This is a genomic window from Streptosporangium vulgare (assembly GCF_042428775.1).
Classification (GTDB): Bacteria; Actinomycetota; Actinomycetes; order Streptosporangiales; family Streptosporangiaceae; genus Streptosporangium; species Streptosporangium vulgare.
In genome coordinates this window covers 26,233-43,910 of the sequence record NZ_JBHMBS010000018.1, presented here as the reverse complement: position 1 = coordinate 43,910, position 17,678 = coordinate 26,233, and the positions used below count along the sequence as shown (strand labels likewise).

General features: G+C 71.8%; 17 protein-coding genes. 7 read left to right on the top strand and 10 right to left on the bottom strand.

The genetic code is table 11. The annotated features are described in order from the left end of the window. The first annotated feature begins 247 nt into the window (after positions 1-247). The 3 genes from ACFFRH_RS30190 (at position 248) to ACFFRH_RS30180 (ending at position 4,418) form a co-directional block, all read left to right on the top strand. Complete coding sequence (locus ACFFRH_RS30190) at positions 248-610, top strand: LysM peptidoglycan-binding domain-containing protein (protein WP_344750009.1); 363 nt, start codon at positions 248-250, stop codon at positions 608-610. Positions 611-1,031: 421 nt separating this feature from the next. Further along, positions 1,032-1,493 carry a transcriptional regulator NrdR gene (gene nrdR / locus ACFFRH_RS30185; RefSeq protein WP_344750011.1) on the top strand — a complete coding sequence of 154 codons (462 nt, stop codon included), beginning with the start codon at positions 1,032-1,034 and terminating at the stop codon, positions 1,491-1,493. A gap of 84 nt (positions 1,494-1,577) precedes the next feature. Continuing rightward, positions 1,578-4,418, top strand: coding sequence for a vitamin B12-dependent ribonucleotide reductase (locus tag ACFFRH_RS30180; RefSeq protein ID WP_386161083.1), 2,841 nt, complete (start codon positions 1,578-1,580; stop codon positions 4,416-4,418). 135 nt (positions 4,419-4,553) lie between these two features. On the opposite strand, the gene ACFFRH_RS30175 is transcribed toward ACFFRH_RS30180, so the two are convergent. From ACFFRH_RS30175 to ACFFRH_RS30135, 9 genes are all read right to left on the bottom strand, one after another. Next, positions 4,554-5,492: a cyclase family protein gene (locus ACFFRH_RS30175; protein ID WP_386161082.1), complete on the bottom strand. Its 939-nt coding sequence runs from the start codon at positions 5,490-5,492 to the stop codon at positions 4,554-4,556. 281 nt (positions 5,493-5,773) lie between these two features. Beyond that, positions 5,774-6,688: an amidohydrolase family protein gene (locus ACFFRH_RS30170; protein WP_386161081.1), complete on the bottom strand. Its 915-nt coding sequence runs from the start codon at positions 6,686-6,688 to the stop codon at positions 5,774-5,776. Positions 6,689-6,752: 64 nt separating this feature from the next. Next, positions 6,753-8,237, bottom strand: a complete 1,485-nt coding sequence (locus tag ACFFRH_RS30165) for a vWA domain-containing protein (RefSeq protein ID WP_386161080.1) — start codon at positions 8,235-8,237, stop codon at positions 6,753-6,755. Then, positions 8,230-9,282, bottom strand: a complete 1,053-nt coding sequence (locus ACFFRH_RS30160; RefSeq protein ID WP_386161079.1) for an AAA family ATPase — start codon at positions 9,280-9,282, stop codon at positions 8,230-8,232. The genes ACFFRH_RS30165 and ACFFRH_RS30160 overlap by 8 nt, the downstream gene beginning before the upstream one ends. A gap of 20 nt (positions 9,283-9,302) precedes the next feature. Further along, positions 9,303-9,605: an EthD family reductase gene (locus ACFFRH_RS30155; protein ID WP_386161078.1), complete on the bottom strand. Its 303-nt coding sequence runs from the start codon at positions 9,603-9,605 to the stop codon at positions 9,303-9,305. A gap of 39 nt (positions 9,606-9,644) precedes the next feature. Further along, on the bottom strand, positions 9,645-10,682 hold the full coding sequence (locus ACFFRH_RS30150) for a xanthine dehydrogenase family protein molybdopterin-binding subunit (RefSeq protein WP_386161077.1): 1,038 nt from the start codon (positions 10,680-10,682) through the stop codon (positions 9,645-9,647). Between the two features lie 3 nt (positions 10,683-10,685). Then, positions 10,686-12,071, bottom strand: a complete 1,386-nt coding sequence (locus tag ACFFRH_RS30145) for a xanthine dehydrogenase family protein molybdopterin-binding subunit (protein WP_386161076.1) — start codon at positions 12,069-12,071, stop codon at positions 10,686-10,688. Continuing rightward, positions 12,068-12,586, bottom strand: a complete 519-nt coding sequence (locus ACFFRH_RS30140) for a (2Fe-2S)-binding protein (protein WP_386161075.1) — start codon at positions 12,584-12,586, stop codon at positions 12,068-12,070. Before ACFFRH_RS30140 ends, ACFFRH_RS30145 begins: the two co-directional genes overlap by 4 nt. Positions 12,587-12,639: 53 nt before the next feature. Then, entirely contained in the window at positions 12,640-13,443 is an 804-nt protein-coding gene (locus tag ACFFRH_RS30135; RefSeq protein WP_386161074.1) for an FAD binding domain-containing protein, read from the bottom strand. A gap of 139 nt (positions 13,444-13,582) precedes the next feature. On the opposite strand from ACFFRH_RS30135, the gene ACFFRH_RS30130 reads away from it, so the two are divergent. From ACFFRH_RS30130 to ACFFRH_RS30115, 4 genes are all read left to right on the top strand, one after another. Beyond that, on the top strand, positions 13,583-14,272 hold the full coding sequence (locus tag ACFFRH_RS30130) for a GntR family transcriptional regulator (RefSeq protein WP_386161073.1): 690 nt from the start codon (positions 13,583-13,585) through the stop codon (positions 14,270-14,272). A 236-nt stretch (positions 14,273-14,508) separates the two neighbouring features. Beyond that, positions 14,509-14,769 (top strand): hypothetical protein, encoded by a 261-nt coding sequence (locus ACFFRH_RS30125; RefSeq protein WP_386161072.1) that lies wholly within the window; start codon positions 14,509-14,511, stop codon positions 14,767-14,769. Positions 14,770-14,982: 213 nt separating this feature from the next. Next, positions 14,983-15,846 (top strand): RNA polymerase sigma-70 factor, encoded by an 864-nt coding sequence (locus ACFFRH_RS30120; protein ID WP_386161071.1) that lies wholly within the window; start codon positions 14,983-14,985, stop codon positions 15,844-15,846. Positions 15,847-15,850: 4 nt separating this feature from the next. Continuing rightward, a complete protein-coding gene (locus tag ACFFRH_RS30115) occupies positions 15,851-16,618 on the top strand; it encodes an SDR family oxidoreductase (protein WP_386161070.1) in 768 nt (255 codons plus the stop codon). A gap of 135 nt (positions 16,619-16,753) precedes the next feature. Here the strand turns inward: ACFFRH_RS30115 and ACFFRH_RS30110 are convergent, their stop codons facing one another. Next, entirely contained in the window at positions 16,754-17,527 is a 774-nt protein-coding gene (locus ACFFRH_RS30110) for a pyridoxamine 5'-phosphate oxidase family protein (protein WP_386161069.1), read from the bottom strand. Positions 17,528-17,678 lie beyond the last annotated feature (151 nt).

Below are 17,678 nucleotides of genomic sequence, written 5' to 3'. Positions count from 1 at the left end.
ATCCGGGCAGAGGTCCGGGCGGGCATCCGGGCGGGGGTCCGAGCGGATGCCCGGTCGCGAGTCCGGGCAGGGGTCCGGTCGCGAGCCGGGGCGGCCGTCCGGGCGTGAGCGGAGACAGTGGCCCGGTCGCGAGGCCGACAGGGGGGCCGGGCCCGGATCCGAGTCGAAGGCGGGGCGCGGGTCCGGGCCGAGGGGCGGGCGGGGATCCGGGCGCGGCTCCGGGCAGAGGCGGGTGCCGGGATCGGCGGTGGCGCCCGTGGCGCGGGCCCGCCGCTCCGGCGTCGCCCGTCCCGCGCCCGTCCGGCGGCCGCTCCGGCTCACCAGACGTGGAAGGATCGTGGCGGTGGCGGTGCTCGCGCTGTTCACCCTGGGGGTGCTCTGGATCGGCGGGCGCATCGACATGGCCTCGGCGGGCGGGCGGCCGGATCTTGAGGGTCTTCCCCGGATCACGGTGCACGCGGGCGACACGCTGTGGGAGATCGCGGACGCGTTGACGGAGGAGGCCGACGCCGGTCCGACGGTCCGTCGTGTCATGGACCTCAACGGGCTGTCCGGCCCCGAGGTCCGGCCGGGGACCCGGCTCTACCTCCCCGAGGGCCTCGTCCGCTGAGACCCGAGGGGCTCACTCCCCCGGGTGGGGGGATGGCGGCGTACGCGGGGGAGGGGCCCGAAAGGGCGGTCGGCGGGCGTGGGGGAGGGGCGCGGGGTCTTTCGCCTGACAGATCGCCTGGGACGGATGTGAGGGAAGGGGCGCCCGGGGTGAGAGGGGTCTCGCCCGGGTGGCGACACGCCGGGATGTGACGGCTGATCAGCGACTTCGTCCGGCAAGGTCGTTTCAACTTGCGTTCATGGTCGCGCACTTCTACGGTTGGACCACAACATCTAGTGGCTGCATCGCAACCCTTCACCACAGATTGTGGTTCCATTACCGCATCTCGACTATTCGAAGATGTGTGCGCGAGCGTCTGTGCGTGCGCGACATGGGTAGGTGAGGTGGGTCGGCCGCTTCGTTAGTCAAGGAGGCGACACGCGTGCATTGTCCGTTCTGTCGCCATCTGGACACACGAGTCATCGACAGCCGGGCCACCGAGGACGGCGGGGCCATCCGCCGCAGGCGTACGTGCTCGGAATGCGGGCGCAGGTTCACCACGCAGGAGACCGTCCTGCTCATGGTGAGCAAGCGCAGCGGTGTGACGGAACCGTTCTTCAGGGAGAAGGTGATCGCCGGAGTCCGGCGGGCCTGCCAGGGGCGGTCCGTCAGCGAGGACTCACTGGCGCAGCTGGGCCAGCGGGTCGAGGAGAGCATCCGGGCCACCGGATGCGCCGAGATCGCGGCCCACGAGGTCGGGCTGGCCATCCTGGGCCCGCTCCGCGAGCTGGACGAGGTGGCGTACCTGCGCTTCGCCTCCGTGTACCGGGGATTCGAGACCCTGGCCGACTTCGAGGCGGAGATCGAGCGGCTCCGGGCGGAGCGCTCCACCGAGCAGGACTGATGCAGACCCCGGGCGCCGGGGGTGAGGCGGCGCGTTGGTTTGGTCCGATTCGAGGGTTCTACGGAGCCCCAGGAGGGGGAAGTCATGACGGAGACTGTCGGCGCGGTGACACGTGGGAGCAAGAGGCCGCGCAAGGGCCTGAAGATGAAGCGCATCTTCACCACGCCAGGTGTCCATCCCTATGACGAGCTGACCTGGGAGCGCCGTGACGTCGTCATGACCAACTGGCGCGACGGCTCGATCAACTTCGAGCAGCGCGGCGTGGAGTTCCCCCAGTCGTGGTCGGTCAACGCCGCCAACATCGTGACCACCAAGTACTTCCGCGGCGCGGTCGGCACCCCGCAGCGGGAGTGGAGCCTCAAGCAGCTGGTCGACCGCGTGGTGGGCGTCTACACGCGCACGGCGGTCGAGCACGGCTACTTCGCCACCGACGAGGACGCCGAGATCTTCGACCACGAGCTCAAGCACGCCCTGGTCAACCAGGTCTTCAGCTTCAACTCGCCCGTCTGGTTCAACGTCGGCACCGCGTCGCCACAGCAGGTCAGCGCCTGCTTCATCCTGGCCGTCGACGACCAGATGGAGTCGATCCTCGACTGGTACAAGGAAGAGGGCGTGATCTTCAAGGGAGGTTCGGGCTCCGGCGTGAACCTCTCCCGGATCCGTTCCTCCAAGGAGCTGCTCTCCAGCGGCGGCACCGCGAGCGGCCCGGTCTCCTTCATGCGCGGCGCCGACGCCTCGGCCGGGACGATCAAGTCCGGGGGCGCCACCCGCCGCGCCGCCAAGATGGTCGTCCTCGACGTCGACCACCCCGACATCGAGGAGTTCGTCGAGACCAAGGCGCGTGAGGAGGACAAGATCCGCGCCCTCCGCGACGCCGGGTTCGACATGGACCTGGGCGGCAAGGACATCGTCTCCGTCCAGTACCAGAACGCCAACAACTCCGTGCGCGTCTCCGACGAGTTCATGCGCGCGGTGGAGAACGGCGAGGAGTTCGGCCTGCGCGCCCGCCTCACCGGCGAGGTCATCGAGAAGGTCGACGCCAGAGAGCTGTTCCGCAAGATGGGCAAGGCCGCGTGGGAGTGCGCCGACCCCGGCGTCCAGTACGACGACACGATCAACGACTGGCACACCAGCCCGGAGACGGGCCGCATCACCGCGAGCAACCCCTGCTCCGAATACCTGCACCTGGACAACTCCTCGTGCAACCTGGCGAGCATCAACCTGCTGAAGTTCCTGAAGGACGACGACACCTTCGACATCGCGAACTTCGTGAAGATCACCGAGCTGGTCATCACCGCGATGGACGTCTCCATCACCTTCGCCGACTTCCCGACCGAGAAGATCGACCAGACCACCCGCGCCTACCGCCAGCTGGGCATCGGCTACGCCAACCTCGGCGCGCTGCTCATGGCCACCGGCCACGCCTACGACTCCGACGGCGGCCGGGCGGTCGCCGGGGCCATCACCTCGCTGATGACCGGCGTCTCCTACCGCCGCAGCGCCGAGCTGGCCGCGGTCGTGGGCCCGTACGACGGCTACGCCCGCAACGCCGACGCGCACAAGCGGGTCATGCGCAAGCACAACGACGCGAACGACTCCCTGCGCACGGTCGACGAGATCGACGGGGCCATCCACCGCGAGGCCTCCAGGCAGTGGGCCGAGTGCCTGCGGCTCGGCGACCGGAACGGCTACCGCAACGCCCAGGCCTCGCTCCTCGCCCCGACCGGCACCATCGGCCTGATGATGGACTGCGACACCACCGGCATCGAGCCCGACCTCGCCCTGGTCAAGTTCAAGAAGCTCGTCGGCGGCGGCTCCATGCAGATCGTCAACCAGACGATCCCCCGCGCGCTGCGGCGACTGGGCTACCAGGAGGAGCAGGTCGAGGCGATCGTCGAGTTCATCGCCGAGCACGGCCACGTCGTCGACGCCCCCGGCCTGCGGCGCGAGCACTACGAGGTGTTCGACTGCGCCATGGGCGAGCGCGCGATCGCCCCGATGGGCCACGTCCGGATGATGGCCGCGGCCCAGCCGTTCCTGTCCGGAGCGATCTCCAAGACGGTCAACCTTCCCGAGTCCGCGACGATCGAGGACATCGAGCAGGTCTACATGGAGGGCTGGAAGCTCGGCCTGAAGGCCCTGGCCGTCTACCGCGACAACTGCAAGGTCGGCCAGCCCCTCTCGGCCTCGGGCAAGAAGACCGAGGAGAAGGAGAAGCCCGCCGAGCCGGAGATCCAGGTCGTGGAGATCAGCCGCCCGACCCGGCGCCGGATGCCGAACCAGCGCCCCAGCACCACCACCCGCTTCACCGTGGGAGGCGCCAAGGGCTACATGACCGCCTCGTCCTACCCCGACGACGGCCTCGGTGAGGTCTTCCTGAAGATGTCCAAGCAGGGCTCGACCCTCGCGGGCGTCATGGACGCGTTCTCGGTGGCCATCTCCATCGGCCTGCAGTACGGGGTGCCGCTGGAGACGTACGTCGGCAAGTTCGTCAACATGCGCTTCGACCCGGCGGGCATGACCGACGACCCGGACGTCCGCATCGCCGCCTCGGTGATGGACTACATCTTCCGCCGCCTGGCCCTGGACCACCTGCCCTACGACGACCGTGCCGCGCTCGGGATCTTCTCCGCCTCCGAGCGCGCCGCGCAGCAGCGCGGTGAGGACCCGGCCCCGATCCACACGGACGAGGTCATCGCCGAACTCGCCACCTCGGCACCCATCGAGTCGGCGGCCCCCGTCGAGGAGCCGAAGTCCCGCCCCGAGGCGGTGGCCGTGGAGACCTCGCGCCGCACCGGCTCCCTGGAGTCCCACCAGGGCCGCACCGCCGACGCGCCGCTCTGCATGACCTGCGGCACCAAGATGCGCCCGGCCGGCAGCTGCTACGTCTGCGAGGGCTGCGGCTCCACCAGCGGCTGCAGCTGATTCCGGGCAGAGGAGCAGTGCCGGGAACGGCGGCCGGATCCGCGTAGTGCCCGGTGACGAAAAAGGGGGGACGGAGTCGACTCCGGCCCCCCTTCCGTCGTTCGCGGAAGGTCACGACGGCGAAGTGAACCGCGGTCAGAATGTGGCGATCGGGTTGACCGGGCTGCCGGACGTACCGGCGAAGCGGACCGGCGCGACCGCGAGCTGGAAGTCCCACTGGCCGAGCTCGGCGGCCGTCGTCGCGCACGCCTCCAGGTCGCAGTTGTCGAGCATCCACAGACCCATCGCGACGAGGCTCACGGCGTGAACCGGCATCAACACGTCTTCGTACCCCGATGGCTGAACGTCCTGGGGGGTGTCGGCGCCGATCAGCGCGACCTCCCGTTCGTGCAGCCACGGCAGGCAGGACGCGTGCCAGCCGGCCTGCGTGAAACCGCTGACCGCGCCGCTCTCGTGCCGGGCGCGGCCATGGCCGGTCCGCAGGAGTACCGCATCGCCGGATCGCACCCGCACCCCCTGGCGACGCTCGGCCTCCTCCAGATCGTCGGGAAACACCCCCTGCCCCGGTTCCAGCCACGGCACGTCCCGCACGCTCGCGATGTCCAGCAGGACACCGCGCGTGACGATCCCGTTCGCCGCCGCCGTGACGGACGCCCACGCCGATCCCGTCGCGGCGTCGACCAGCGAGTGCGACCGCCCGTTGTACATCGTGCCGTCCCAGAAGATGTGGCACGGCGAGTCGACGTGGGTGAGGGTGTTGCCGTGGAAGGTGACGCCGAGCCGCTCGGACGAGAAGCCCCAGCGCCGGTCGTTACGGAATCCGGGCGCCGGCATGTTCTCGGCCCCCGGCATGTCGGCGGCGCACGGGCACGTCGTCGTCGACCGATCCATGTCCTCCGGTACGGCAACCTCCCATGCGCACGACACGCTCCTGCCGTGGCGCACGGCCCGCGCCGCCGCCAGCCGGACGTCGTCGGTGATGTGGTTCAGGGTGCCGAGCTCGTCGTCGTCGCCCCACCGCCCCCAGTTCGACAGCGTGCTGAAATACCCGAGCACGTCGTCCTGTGTGGGCATCGGCCGCCCTGCCGTCATCTCAGCATCGACTCCTCCGGTCACGTGGTTCGAGGCACCGCAGGCAGGGTATCCCGCCCTCTCTTTTGACATGACCTCGCCGGGACCGGCCGGACGGCACCCTGACCCACACCGGCAGAACTCCACCCCGGGCCTGTACCGGTCGGGCTGTTCCGACGTCCCCGGCGAAGAGGCAGGGGGGCGCGGAAACCGGATCCGTACGGTGCCGGGGTCAGGGCCGGTCTCGTCCCGAAAGCCGCCCCGGCGGCGTCCGGGGCAGGCCCTCACAGGCCGTAGACCCGGCGGGCGGTGGCGGCGAAGACGTTCTGGACGACCTGGGGGGACCGGCTGGCGAGGACCTCCTGCCAGGTGGAGACGAGAGTGGGAAGGTCGGTCCAGATCTTCTCGATCGGGAAGTTGCTTCCCCACATGCAGCGGTGCGAGCCGAAGACCTCCAGGCAGGTGTCCGCGACCGTCTCGATCAGTGCGCGGTCCACGCGGTGCACGAACGTTCCCTGGCCGGTGAGCTTCACCACGACATTGGGCCGCTCGGCCAGCAGTCTCAGGCCGCGTTTCCACTCCGCCACCCGGGACGTCTCGAAGTCGTCGAGCATCCCCGCGTGGACCAGGACGAACGTGACGTCGGGGAAGTCGTCGACGAAGCTCGCGGCGTCGGCCATCTGGTCGGAGAACACCTGGAGTTCGAACAGCCAGCCGAGGTCGGCGAGCGAGGCGATGTTGCGGCGGAAGACGGGATCCTTCATGCGGTCGGGGCCGGAGGCGAAACGGAACTCCGGCCGCTCGTGCCAGTGCAACTGCAACCGGGTGCCCCGCATGAGCGGGGTGAGCGCGGCCTGGCGGCGCATCACGTCGGCCGCGCCCTCGTCGAAGAGGTCCGCGGAGCCGATCACGGCCGTCGGCCAGCCGGTCTCGGCGTGCGTCTCGCGCAGCCAGCGGACCTCGTCCAGGGAACGGTCGAGCGGCCAGTTGGCCTGCACGTAGACCGCGGAGGTGATGCCGCAGGCGGTGGCCTCCTCGACGTACTCCGACACCGGGTAGTCGCGGCGGATCGGTTCGTAGGGGCCGAAGATGCGCGGGATCATCTCGCCCTGGAGCCAGGGCAGGTCGGCGGCGCGCCAGATGTGGTGGTGCGCGTCGACGATCCCGGTGGGAGCCGGACGGGCGGCGGTGTCGTTCATCGTGTACCTCCGGCGTGGAGACCCCCGGCCTCGGCCCCGCGGAGGGGCCGGTCCGTGGGGGATGTCATGAGCGGGCTCCCGCGGGGCGTGAAGCGGGCTGTTGAGCGGGGCGTGGGGCAGGGCGTGGAACGGGACGTGGAGGCGGCCACCGCCTGGCCGCCGCGCGCCGGGGGCCGGACAGGACCGCCGGGAGGCGGCGGACCTCCGCGAGGGCGGTGGGCAGGTCGCGTACGCCGCCGAGGTGGTCCAGGTGGGGGAGCTGGGCGGCCATGGCGCGCGTGACCGGGCTGTAGCCGGGGGAGCACGCCAGCGGCGACCACCAGACGAGCCGGTGGCTCAGCCGGGACAGGCGGGCGGTCGCGCGGACCATGGGGACGTGGTCGCCGCGTTCGAGCCCGTCGGACAGCACGATCACGAGCGCGCCCCTCGCGAGCGCCACGAACCGCGGGACGCCCAGGAACTCCTGCAGCGCCGCCCCGATCGCGGTGCCGCCGTCGGCGTCCGTCACCCGCTCGGACACCGCTCGCAACGCCCGGCCCGTGTGGGGGTACGACAGCGCGGAGGTGACCCTGGTGAGCCGGGTGCCGAAGGTGAAGACCTCGGTGCGGGCCGGTGCCGCGCGCAGTGCCGTGTGCGCCAGGCGGAGCAGGTCGGGGGTGTGCCGCCGCAGCGAGCCCGAGACGTCGACCAGGATGAGCAGGCGGCGCGGGCGCGGGGGGCGGGCGCGCCGGCGCAGCTCGATGATCTCCCCGTCGTGGCGGTGCGCCCGCCGCCAGGCGTGCCGCACGTCCAGCCGGTCGCCGGTCCGCGCCGGGCGCCGCCGCCTCGACGGGGTGGAGGGCAGCACGGCGGGCCAGGCGGCCTCCAGCGCCCGGACGACCGGGCGCCACCGGTCGCCGGCCGCGTCGAAGTCCCGCCTGCCGTACGTGCTGAGCGTGCTGGCCTCGACGCCGTCACCGGGCAGCACCTCTCGCGGGGCGGGGTCGTCCTCGCCCGGCCCCTGGGGGGAGGGGACGTCGCTCTCCCCGGCGGGGGGCGGCGGTACGGCGTCCGGAAGGCCGCCCTGCCGGAACCACGCGGTGAAGACCCGGTCGAACGCGGGGAGCTCCTCGATGTCGTGCAGCAGGGTGATCCGGGCGTACCAGTACAGGGCGGTCAGGTCGCGCGGCGGCGACTCGCCGACGACCCGCAGCAGGTCGGCCTGTTTCGGCAGCGCGGTGGTCACGCCCGCGGCACGCAGCGAGGACAGGAACCCCCACACGTGACCGGCCGCGAGGGCGACGGGCCCGGCGTCGCCGGACGACCCTCCCGGGAGGGCCGTGGGTCCGGCATCGTGGGACGGCTCTCCCAGGAGGGCCGTCGGTCCGGCGTCGCGGGACGGCTCCCCCGGGAGGGCCGTGGGCCCGGCATCGTGGGACGGCTCCTCCGCGGGGGCGGCGGGTTCGGCGGTGCCGGACGGCTCCCCGGCGAGGGGGGTGGGCTCAGGTGCCGCCGGACCGCTTCCCCGTGAGGGCGGTGGGGGACCTCGGTGACCGGCGGGTTCAGGCATCGCCGAACAGCTCCTCCGCGTGCCCGGCGAGCAACCGGGTGTCCTCCTCGTCCTTGATGAGCAGGCCGAGGGCGCGGCGCAGCGCCACGGGCCAGGGGCTGCCGCCCTCGGCCAGGGCCACCGCGCCCCTGGCCCACTCCACGGACTCGGCGATGCCGGGCCGCTTGAGCAGCGGCAACCCGCGTACCCGCTGGACGGCGCGCACCAGCCCCTCAGCGGCCCGCTCCTCCAGGCCGGGTACGGCCGCGCGCAGGATCGCCCGCTCGCGGTCGACCTCGGGGAAGGCGATCCAGTGGTAGAGGCATCGCCGCTTGAGCGCGTCGTGCAGCTCGCGGGTCCGGTTGGAGGTGAGCACCACGACCGGTGGCGTGCGCGCCCTGATGGTGCCCAGCTCCGGGACGGTGATCTGGAAGTCGCCCAGGAACTCCAGCAGGAACGCCTCGAACTCGCTGTCGGCGCGGTCGATCTCGTCGATCAGCAGGACCGCGCCGCGATCGGCCTCCAGGGCGCGCAGCAGCGGCCGCCGCAGCAGGAACTCCTCGCGGTAGAGGTCACCGACCTCCTGGCCGCGGCTCTCGGCCACCCGGACCTGCAGGAGCTGCTTGGGATAGTCCCACTCGTACAGCGCCTGTCCGGAGTCCAGTCCCTCGAAGCACTGGAGCCGGATGAGCTCCCGGCCGACGACGCGCGAGAGCACCGTGGCGATCTCGGTCTTCCCGACGCCGGGTTCCCCCTCGAGCAGCAGCGGGCGGCCCAGCCGCAGCGCCAGGTGGACGGCGGTGCAGAGTCCCTCGTCGGCGAAGTACCCCTCCCGTTCGAGCGCCGCGGCGAGCGCGCGCTCGTCCAGGAGACGGCCCACCGAGGAGCCCCCACCGGCCCCCGGGGAGCCCCCACCCGCCCTCGGGGACCCTCCACCGGCCCCCGGGGAGCCTCCGTCGCTCACCGAGGAGGTCCCGCCGGACGCCGAGGAGGCCCGGCCGGACGCCGAGGAGTCGCCGGGCACCGAGAAGGATCCGCCGGGCGCCGGGAGGACCTCGCCGGGCACCGGGGAATCCCCGACAGGCGTCACAGTTGCGCGTGCTCGGTCGTGAGCAGGTGGATCCGCTGGGTGGTGTGCGCGGCGGCGTCGGCCGCGGCGGCCTTGCCGTGCTCGGAGCCGAACGCGGCGGCGCGGGCGTCCTCGTCGTCGAAGTAGAGCTCGTTCACCGAGTCGAACGGGGCGTCCTCGCCGTTGCTGACGCTCACCGTGTACTTGCGCAGGCCGGGAAGCTTCCTGGCGAACTCGACGTGGTCCTCCACGACCCACTTCGCGAACTCCTCGTGGGACAGGTTCTCCGCGCGCTTGAGCAGTGAGACGACTTTCAGCATGATTATCGGTTCCTCCGGATCAGGTGGATGTGCGGGTTCTCAGGTGTTCCCGTGCGAGGACATCTCGCGCGGGGCGTCCCGCGCGAGGGCGTCCAGCCCGCGCAGGACACGTTCGGGGGTGAAGGGCATCGCCGTGATGCGCACGCCGCAGGCGTCGTAGATGGCGTTGGCGATGGCCGGGATCGGCGCGTTGGCGGTCATCTCGCCGATGCCCTTGGCGCCGTAGGGGCCGTTGCCCGCCGGGCGTTCCAGGAACAGGCTGTGCTGTACGGGGATGTCGGCCGGTCCCGGCATGAGGTAGTCGGCGAAGTCGCCCGGCCCGTGGTCGCGCCGCGGGTAGTAGGGCTCGGTGGTCTCGAACAGGGCGTGCGACATGCCCATCCAGGCCCCGCCCTCGACCTGCTGGGTCGCCATCGCCGGGTTGAGCGCCCGGCCGATCTCGTAGGCGTTGTACAGCTCCAGCACCTCGACCACCCCGGTCTCGTCGTCCACCTCGACGACGGCGACCGTGCACGCGTGCGCCTGGCACGAGTCGGGGTCCATCTCTCCCGTCTCGGGCACCGGCGTGCTCGGCTCCTTGAGGAAGATGCCGCGCCCGGAGATCGTCCGGCCGTGCTTGAAGTGCGCGGCGAGGGCGAGGTCGGTGATGTGGATGCTCGGCTGGTCCGAGCCCTTGAGCTTGATGACGCCGGTGCCGTCGGTCTCCAGGTCCCCGGCGTCGACCTCCAGCTCCTCGGCGGCGACCTCCAGCATCACGCCGCGCGCCTCGGCCGCCGCCATGATGACGGCGTTGCCGACCCGGTGGGTGCCCCGGCTGGCGAAGGTCCCCATGCAGTGCGGGCCGGTGTCGGTGTCGGCGGTGTTGACCAGGACGTTCTCGATCGGCAGGCCGAGCGTCTCGGCGGCGCACTGCGCGGCGATCGTCTTGATGCCCTGGCCGAGGTCCACCGAGGACAGTGTGATCACGAACGTGCCCGTGGTCGTGGCGTGGATCAGCGCCTGTGACGGGTCGCCGCCGAGGTTCATGCCGGTCGGGTAGTTCACCGACGCGTATCCGCGCCCGCGCAGCCTGGCCATGGCCTACAGCCCCTCTCGTGTCGTCGACGACATCCGGCGGTACGCCTCGGGCAGCTCGTGCCCGGACATCTCCGCGGCCTTCTGGATCACTTCGACCAGGGCGGTGCCCTCGGCGACCTTGCGATGGGCCTTGAGGTCCCCGTCGCGGTAGGCGTTGATGAGACGCAGCTGCAGCGGGTCCATGGACAGGGCCCTCGCGATCCGGTCCATCTGCGACTCCAGCGCGAAGTCGCCGATGGTCACGCCGAACCCGCGCATCGCGCTGGACGGCGTGCGGTTGGTGAACACGCAGTGGCAGTCGGCCCACACGTTCGGGATCGAGTACGGCCCCGGCAGGTGGGCGGCGGCCTTGGTGGTGCCGTACGGGGTGTGCCGGGCGTAGGCGCCGGAGTCGACGTACAGCGTGACCTTGCGGCCGATGATCCGGCCGTCGTCCATCACGGCGTCCTTGATGTAGATGCGCTCGGCCGCGCGCGGCGAGGAGACCTGCATCTCCTCGTACCTGCTGTAGACGAACTTGACCGGGCGGTCGGTCACCATGGCGGCCACGCACGCGACCGGCTCGACGACGACGTCGACCTTGCCGCCGAAGCCCCCGCCGACCGTCCCGCCGACGACGCGCAGCTTGTTGAACGGGGTCTCCAGGATCAGCGCGGTGTTGTCGAGGGTGAAGAAGCACGCCTGGGTGTCGGAGTGGATGCGCAGCCGGCCGTCGGCCTGCGGGACCACCACGCATCCGGTGGTCTCGGTGGGGGCCTGCTCGATGGGCGCGGACTCGTAGCGCCACTCGAAGACGTGGTCGGCCTGCCCGAACGCCTTCTCCACGTCGCCGAACCGGATCCTCCGGCAGTGGTGTCCCTCGTAGGTGAAGAAGTTGCGGCCGTGGTACTCGTTGACCAGCGGTGCCCCCTCCGCCAGGGCCTCCTCGACGTCGAAGACCGCGGGCAGGTCCTCGTACTCGACCCTGATCCTGGCCGCGCCCTCCAGTGCCGCCGCCTCGGACTCGGCGACCACCGCGCAGATCGGCTCGCCGAGGTAGCGGACCTTGTCCACGGCGAGGATCGGCTCGTCGTCCGGCCCGACGCCGATCAGCTTGAGCGGGGTGTAGATGTTGTTCGGGATGTCGGCGTGGGTGAGGACCCGCGTGACGCCCGGCACCTCCAGGGCGCCGGTCAGGTCGACGCTCCTGATCCTGGCGTGGTGGCGGGCCGAGCGGTGCATCTTCAGGTGCAGCATCCCCCGGGGGGCGACGTCCTCGAAGAACTCGGTCCTGCCGGTGACGTGCCCCAGCGCGTCGGAGCGCTGGACGACCGAGCCGATGACGGTGAAGTCGTCCTCGCGCTCGGCGGCGAAGGAGCCCTTGTCGATGGGGGCGAGCCGGTAGGTCATCGCGACACGGTCCCTTCCACCGGCTGTCCCTGTTCGGTGCTCTCCCCGCGCCTGCGTCTGGCCGCGTCCAGGATGGCGATCATGATGGGCTGGTAGCCGGTGCACCGGCAGACGTTGCCCGAGATCGCCTCGGCCACGTCCTCCTTGGTCGGGTCGGGGTTGCGGTCCAGCAGGGCCTCGGCGACCATGATCATGCCCGCCGTGCAGAACCCGCACTGGGTGGCGAAGTTGTCGACGAAGGCGCTCTGCACCTCGTCGAGGTCCCCACCGGCGGCGACCCCCTCGAGGGTGCGGACCGAGCAGCCCGAGACCGTTTCCACGGCGACCAGGCACGCCGTCACGGGCCGGTCGTCGACCAGGACGGTGCAGGTGCCGCAGCTGCCCTGCGCGCAGCCGCGCTTGGCCGCCGTGAGCCCCAGCGAGTCGCGCAGGGTCGCCAGGAGAGTGGTCCCCGGTCTGGCGATGAACTCCCGGGGCTCGCCGTTGACGACGAGCGAGACGATCTGTGACGACATTGTCCGGCCCTTTCTGGGGGTGGGCACGTGGTGGAGAGGCGGGCGAGGGACGGTCAGGGGGTGAAGGCCCGGCGCAGGTGCACGGGCAGGACGCGCGCCCGGTACCACGCGCTGGCGTAGGCGTCGTCGAAGGGCGCCGCGTCGGAACGGGCGGCCTCCCCGGCCTCGGTCAGGACCTCGGGGCTCAGCGGGCGGCCCACCAGCAGCCGCTCGGCCGACACCGCGCGCACCGGGCGCGGGGCGACGCCGCCGAGGGCGATCCTGGTCGAGGTCACCACGCCGTCCTCGACGCGCGTCACGGAGGCGACGGTCACGATGGACGCCGAGTTCAGCCTGCGGCGCATGGCCTTGTGGTAGTACCAGGTCCCCGGTTCCGGCAGGGCCGCCACCACCGCCGTGACGAACTCGCCCGCCGCGACCCCCGAGGCGAGCACCTCGGCCACCGGGGCGTCGCGCCGTCCGCCGGGCCCGGCGATCTCGCACACCGCGTCGAGGGCGAGCAGGCAGACCGCCAGGTCGCCGTACGGCTGCGCGACGAACAGGTTGCCGCCCACGGTCGCCAGGTTGCGGATCGGGGGGGAGGCGATGGTGCGCACCGCCGGGCGCAGGAAGCCGAGTCCGGGGTGCTCCTCGACGGAGGACAGCGGGGCCGCCGCGCCGATCCTGGCGACGCCGTCGCGGACCTCGATCCCGGCGAGCCCGGCCCTTCGCAGGCTGATCAGCTCGCTCCCGGTCGCGGTCCCGCCGCTGACCAGCGGCATCACGACGGTGCCGCCGCCCATGATCTGGCCGCCCCTCGCCGAGTGGACCGCCACGGCCTCGGCGGACTCTGGCACATGGACCGCCTGGATCATCATGTCCGGACCCCCTGCGTTACAAGTGGGTTAACTATCGATAATTGATTATCGGAACCGTAGGCTGAGACCTGTCCTGGAGTCAAGGGCAGGTCAAGAGGAGATCGATGAACGAGAATCGACACTCGGTAGGATGCGCTCCATGACCGAGGAGATGACCGGGGAGCCCTCCATGCTGCCGCGGCTGACGCTGTCGCGGCAGATCCGCGACTCGCTGGTCAGCCGGATCGTCTCCGGCCAGTTCAGGCCCGGTGAGCGACTGGTGGAGACACGTCTCGCGGCGACGTACGGCACGAGCCAGGCACCCGTCCGCGAGGCGCTGCGCGAGCTGGAGGTGATGCGGCTGGTGGAGACCCAGCCGCGCAGGGGCACCTTCGTGCGCCCCTTCGTCCACGAGACGCTCAGGGAGAGCTACGTCGTGCGGGCCGCGCTGGAGGAGACGGCCATCCGGCTGGCCCTCCTCGCCGGGACCGTCCCGCTGGAGGCGCTCGGATCGGACGTGGCGGCGATGCGGGCCGCGGCCGTCGAGGGCGACGGCGAGGCGTCCATGCGGGCGAGCGTGTCCTTCCACCGGCGCATCGTCGAGGCCGCTCGCAACGAGCTGCTCAGGCTCTCCTGGGAGGGGCTGCAGATCGAGGCGCGCACGTCGGTCACGATGCTCGCGACCGGCGTGGACCTCCACGACATCGCCCGCGACCACGCCGAGCTGCTGGCGGTGATCGAGCGCGGCGACCTGGAGACGGCCTGCAAGCACGCCCGCGACCACCAGTGGCACTACGCCGACCTGCCGCACGACGCCCACGGCAGGAGCCGCGACACCGCCGTCGGCTGATTCCCCGTCGAATCACCCCGTATCCGGAGGATTCACGCTTGGAACCCGGCGACCGGGGTAGCCGGGCCGGGCTGTCGTCATCACCGGCCGGAACGGCGGGTGCCCGATCCTTGTGAGGGGCCGGCGCCCGCCGCGGCACGGACGGCGAGATCGCACGCGGCGCGTGAGCCCGCACGACCTCACCGCCGGGGCCGGGAGGCGAGGGACGCGGATACGGTTCGAGGAAAGGTGAGATCGTGACGAGCAACTCCGGACAGACCGGTTCCGAGGCGGCGACGGCCGCGGCCAAGACGCTGGCCGACCCCGACGCGACCGAGGAGGAGAAGTCCGCCGCCGCCAGCGCGCTGTCGCAGGCCCCGGAGAGTCAGGGGGAGACCGGTTCGGAGGCGGCCTCGGCCTCGTCCAGGACGCTGTCGGACCCGGATCAGGGTGACACGGAGAAGTCCGCGGCGGCGAGCGCGCTGTCGCAGACGCCGGAGAACACCGGCGAGAAGTGACGATCGGGACTGCCCGGAGGCCGCCTCCGGGCAGTCCGTCGTTCAGGCCGTCACAACCCGCCAGCGATCCCCCGTCGTGACCGTCGTTCGTCTCGATCGTCATGGTCCGATCCCGCTGGAAGGGGCGTCCCCTCGCGATCGGCCGTCGCGAGCGCACCGCCCTTCCCGTGACGCACGTGCGGCCTGTCCGCGCCCTTCTGGCACCCTGGTCAGGTGATCGAGAGATTCGAGGCGGAGCGGTCGAGGATGTTCGGCCTGGCGTACCGGATGCTCGGGTCGGCCGCGGAGGCCGAGGACGTCGTCCAGGACGCCTACCTGCGCTGGAGCGGTGCCGAGCGTGAGGGCATCGGCTCGCCGGGAGCCTGGCTGGCCAAGGTGGTCACCAACCTCTGCCTCAACCGGCTCACCGCCGCCCGCGCCACCCGCGAGCGCTACGTCGGCTTCTGGCTCCCCGAGCCCGCGCCGACCGGCGCGCTCGGCCCGCTGGAGAGCGCCGAGCGTCGCGACGCGGTGTCCATGGCCTTCATGCTCCTGCTGGAGCGGCTCACCCCGGCCGAACGGGCCGTGTTCGTGCTGCGCGAGGCGTTCTCGTACGGGTACCGCGAGATCGCCGACGTGCTCGACCTGTCCGAGGCCAACTGCCGCCAGCTGTACGGCAGGGCCCGGCGCAGGGTCGGCGAGGCTCCGAGGTTCGACGCCCCCGGCGAGCAGCGGCGAAGGATCGTGGAACGCTTCCTGACGGCCGCCGACAGCGGCGACCTGGCCGGGCTGGAGCGGTTGCTCGCCGACGACGTGGTCGCCTGGGCCGACGGCGGCGGCAAGGTGAACGCCGCGCTGCGGCCGGTCGCGGGCCGGGAGCGGGTCGTCCGCTACCTCGCCGGGCTCGCCGCGAAGTCCGGGCAGGGCGTGGAGTTCGGCCACGCCGACCTCAACGGCCAGGAGGCGGTTCTCGCCAGGCGCGGGGGAGAGCTCGTCGCGGTCTTCGTGTTCGAGGTCTCCGGCGGGATGATCGGCGGGGTACGCACCGTCCTCAACCCGGAAAAACTGTCACATCTGCGGGAGCTCGCCGGTTCTTAGGGACATGAGGGAAAACATCCTTGTAACCGGCGGTACGGGCGCTCTCGGCCGCCACGTCGTGGACCGGCTCGCCGCGGCCGGTCACCCCGCCCGCGTGCTGAGCCGCACGCGCGGGCCCCACATCGGAGACCTGAGGACGGGGGCCGGGCTCGGCCCCGCCCTCGACGGGGCCGGCACGGTCGTCCACCTCGCCAGCGACCCGCGCGACTCCTCGGCGGACGTCGAGGGCACCCGGCGGCTGGTCACCGCGGCGCCCGCGGGCACCTACCTGGTCTACGTCTCCATCGTCGGTGTCGACCGGCACCCCTTACCGTACTACCGGCGCAAGTACGAGGCCGAGAGGATCGTCGAGGACTCGGGGCTGCCGTACACCATCCTGCGCGCGACGCAGTTCCACAACCTGGTCCTGCTCGCGCTGGAGACGCTGGCGAAGGCGCCGGTCCTGTTCGTTCCCGCCGGGACGAGCCTCCAGCCGGTGGAGATCGAGGAGGTCGCGGAGCGGCTGGTGGAGCTGGCGCTGGGCGATCCAGCCGGGAGGGTGCCGGACCTGGGCGGTCCCGAGATCGTGAGCTTCGCCGGGCTCGCCCGGACCTACCTGCGCCTCACCGGCAGGCGCAGGCCCGTCGTGCCGCTTCTCCTGCCGGGCCGGGTGGCCGCCGCCTTCCGGCGGGGCGCGCACCTCGCGCCGGACCACCCCGACGGGCGCGGGACGTTCGCGGACTTCGTGGCGGCCACCTCGGGCCGGAGCGGGGACGGGACACGGGCGCGGTGATCCGGATGGTCTCCGTCGCGTGGGTGATGCCGCGCGGGGCCGCGACCCGTTCCCGTTTCGTGTGGGCCGGCCCCGATCGTCACGCGGGAGATCCCCCGGGCGGGTGACCCCGGGGCCGCTCCGCGCGTCCAGGGATCAGGTGGCCCGGGTGCCCGTCCGGGTGGTGATGTGATCGGGCGGGGCGATTCCGGCCGGAAGCAGGGGGTCGGGGACCGGGTCGAGCCAGGTGGTGGCCAGGGGCAGCCGGCCCGCCCAGATCCCCAGCTCCGCGTCGGGCCCGTCGCCGTCGTCGGGCGGTCCGGCGCTCACCTTGACCGACGCCTCGGCCAGGGAGATCGCGAGGATCGTCGTCGCGGCGAGCTCCTTTCGGCTGGGCTGCCTGGCGTACTCCCACTGGCCGGGGGCGGCCTGCTCGGTCAGGATCCGCAGCGCGGCCAGTTTCTCCTCGCCCTCCAGGGCCCTCGGTACGCCGTAGATCATGGCGGAGCGGTAGTTGACGCCGTGTTCGAACACCGACCTGGCCAGGATGAGGCCGTCCACGTGGGTGACCGTCACACAGACCGTTCCCAGGGCCGTGCCCGCTGTGCCCGTCGCGGCCCCCGATCCGTCCGTGCCCGCACCCGTGTCGGCATCGGTGCCCGTGTCCTCGGGTCCGGACCCGGGTCCGGCGGGCCGCCGCGCGGGCTCCCGGCCGGTGAGGCTCCTGCTGGCCACCGAGCCGTGCACGTAGAGGTGCTCGGTGTCGAAGCCGTAGACCGTGGGGACCACCATGGGCACACCGTCCGAGATCACTCCCAGGTGGCAGACGAATCCGGCGCCCAGCACCTCGTACAGGGCGGCGCGATCGGTGCGGCCCTTCTCTCGCAGGCGCCGGTGCCGGGTGCGCTCGGTCGCGGACAATTCGCTCATGGGGCGATATTCAATCAGGTGACCTCGGGATTCGCGTGTCCCATGGGCCGGGGATCTCATGCTTCGAGATCCCGTGGTTCGGGGGGTTTGTGGTTTGTGTGTCTGTGGGCGCGTTCGTCCCGGGATGCGGGCCGCGCTCCGTCCCGGAGTT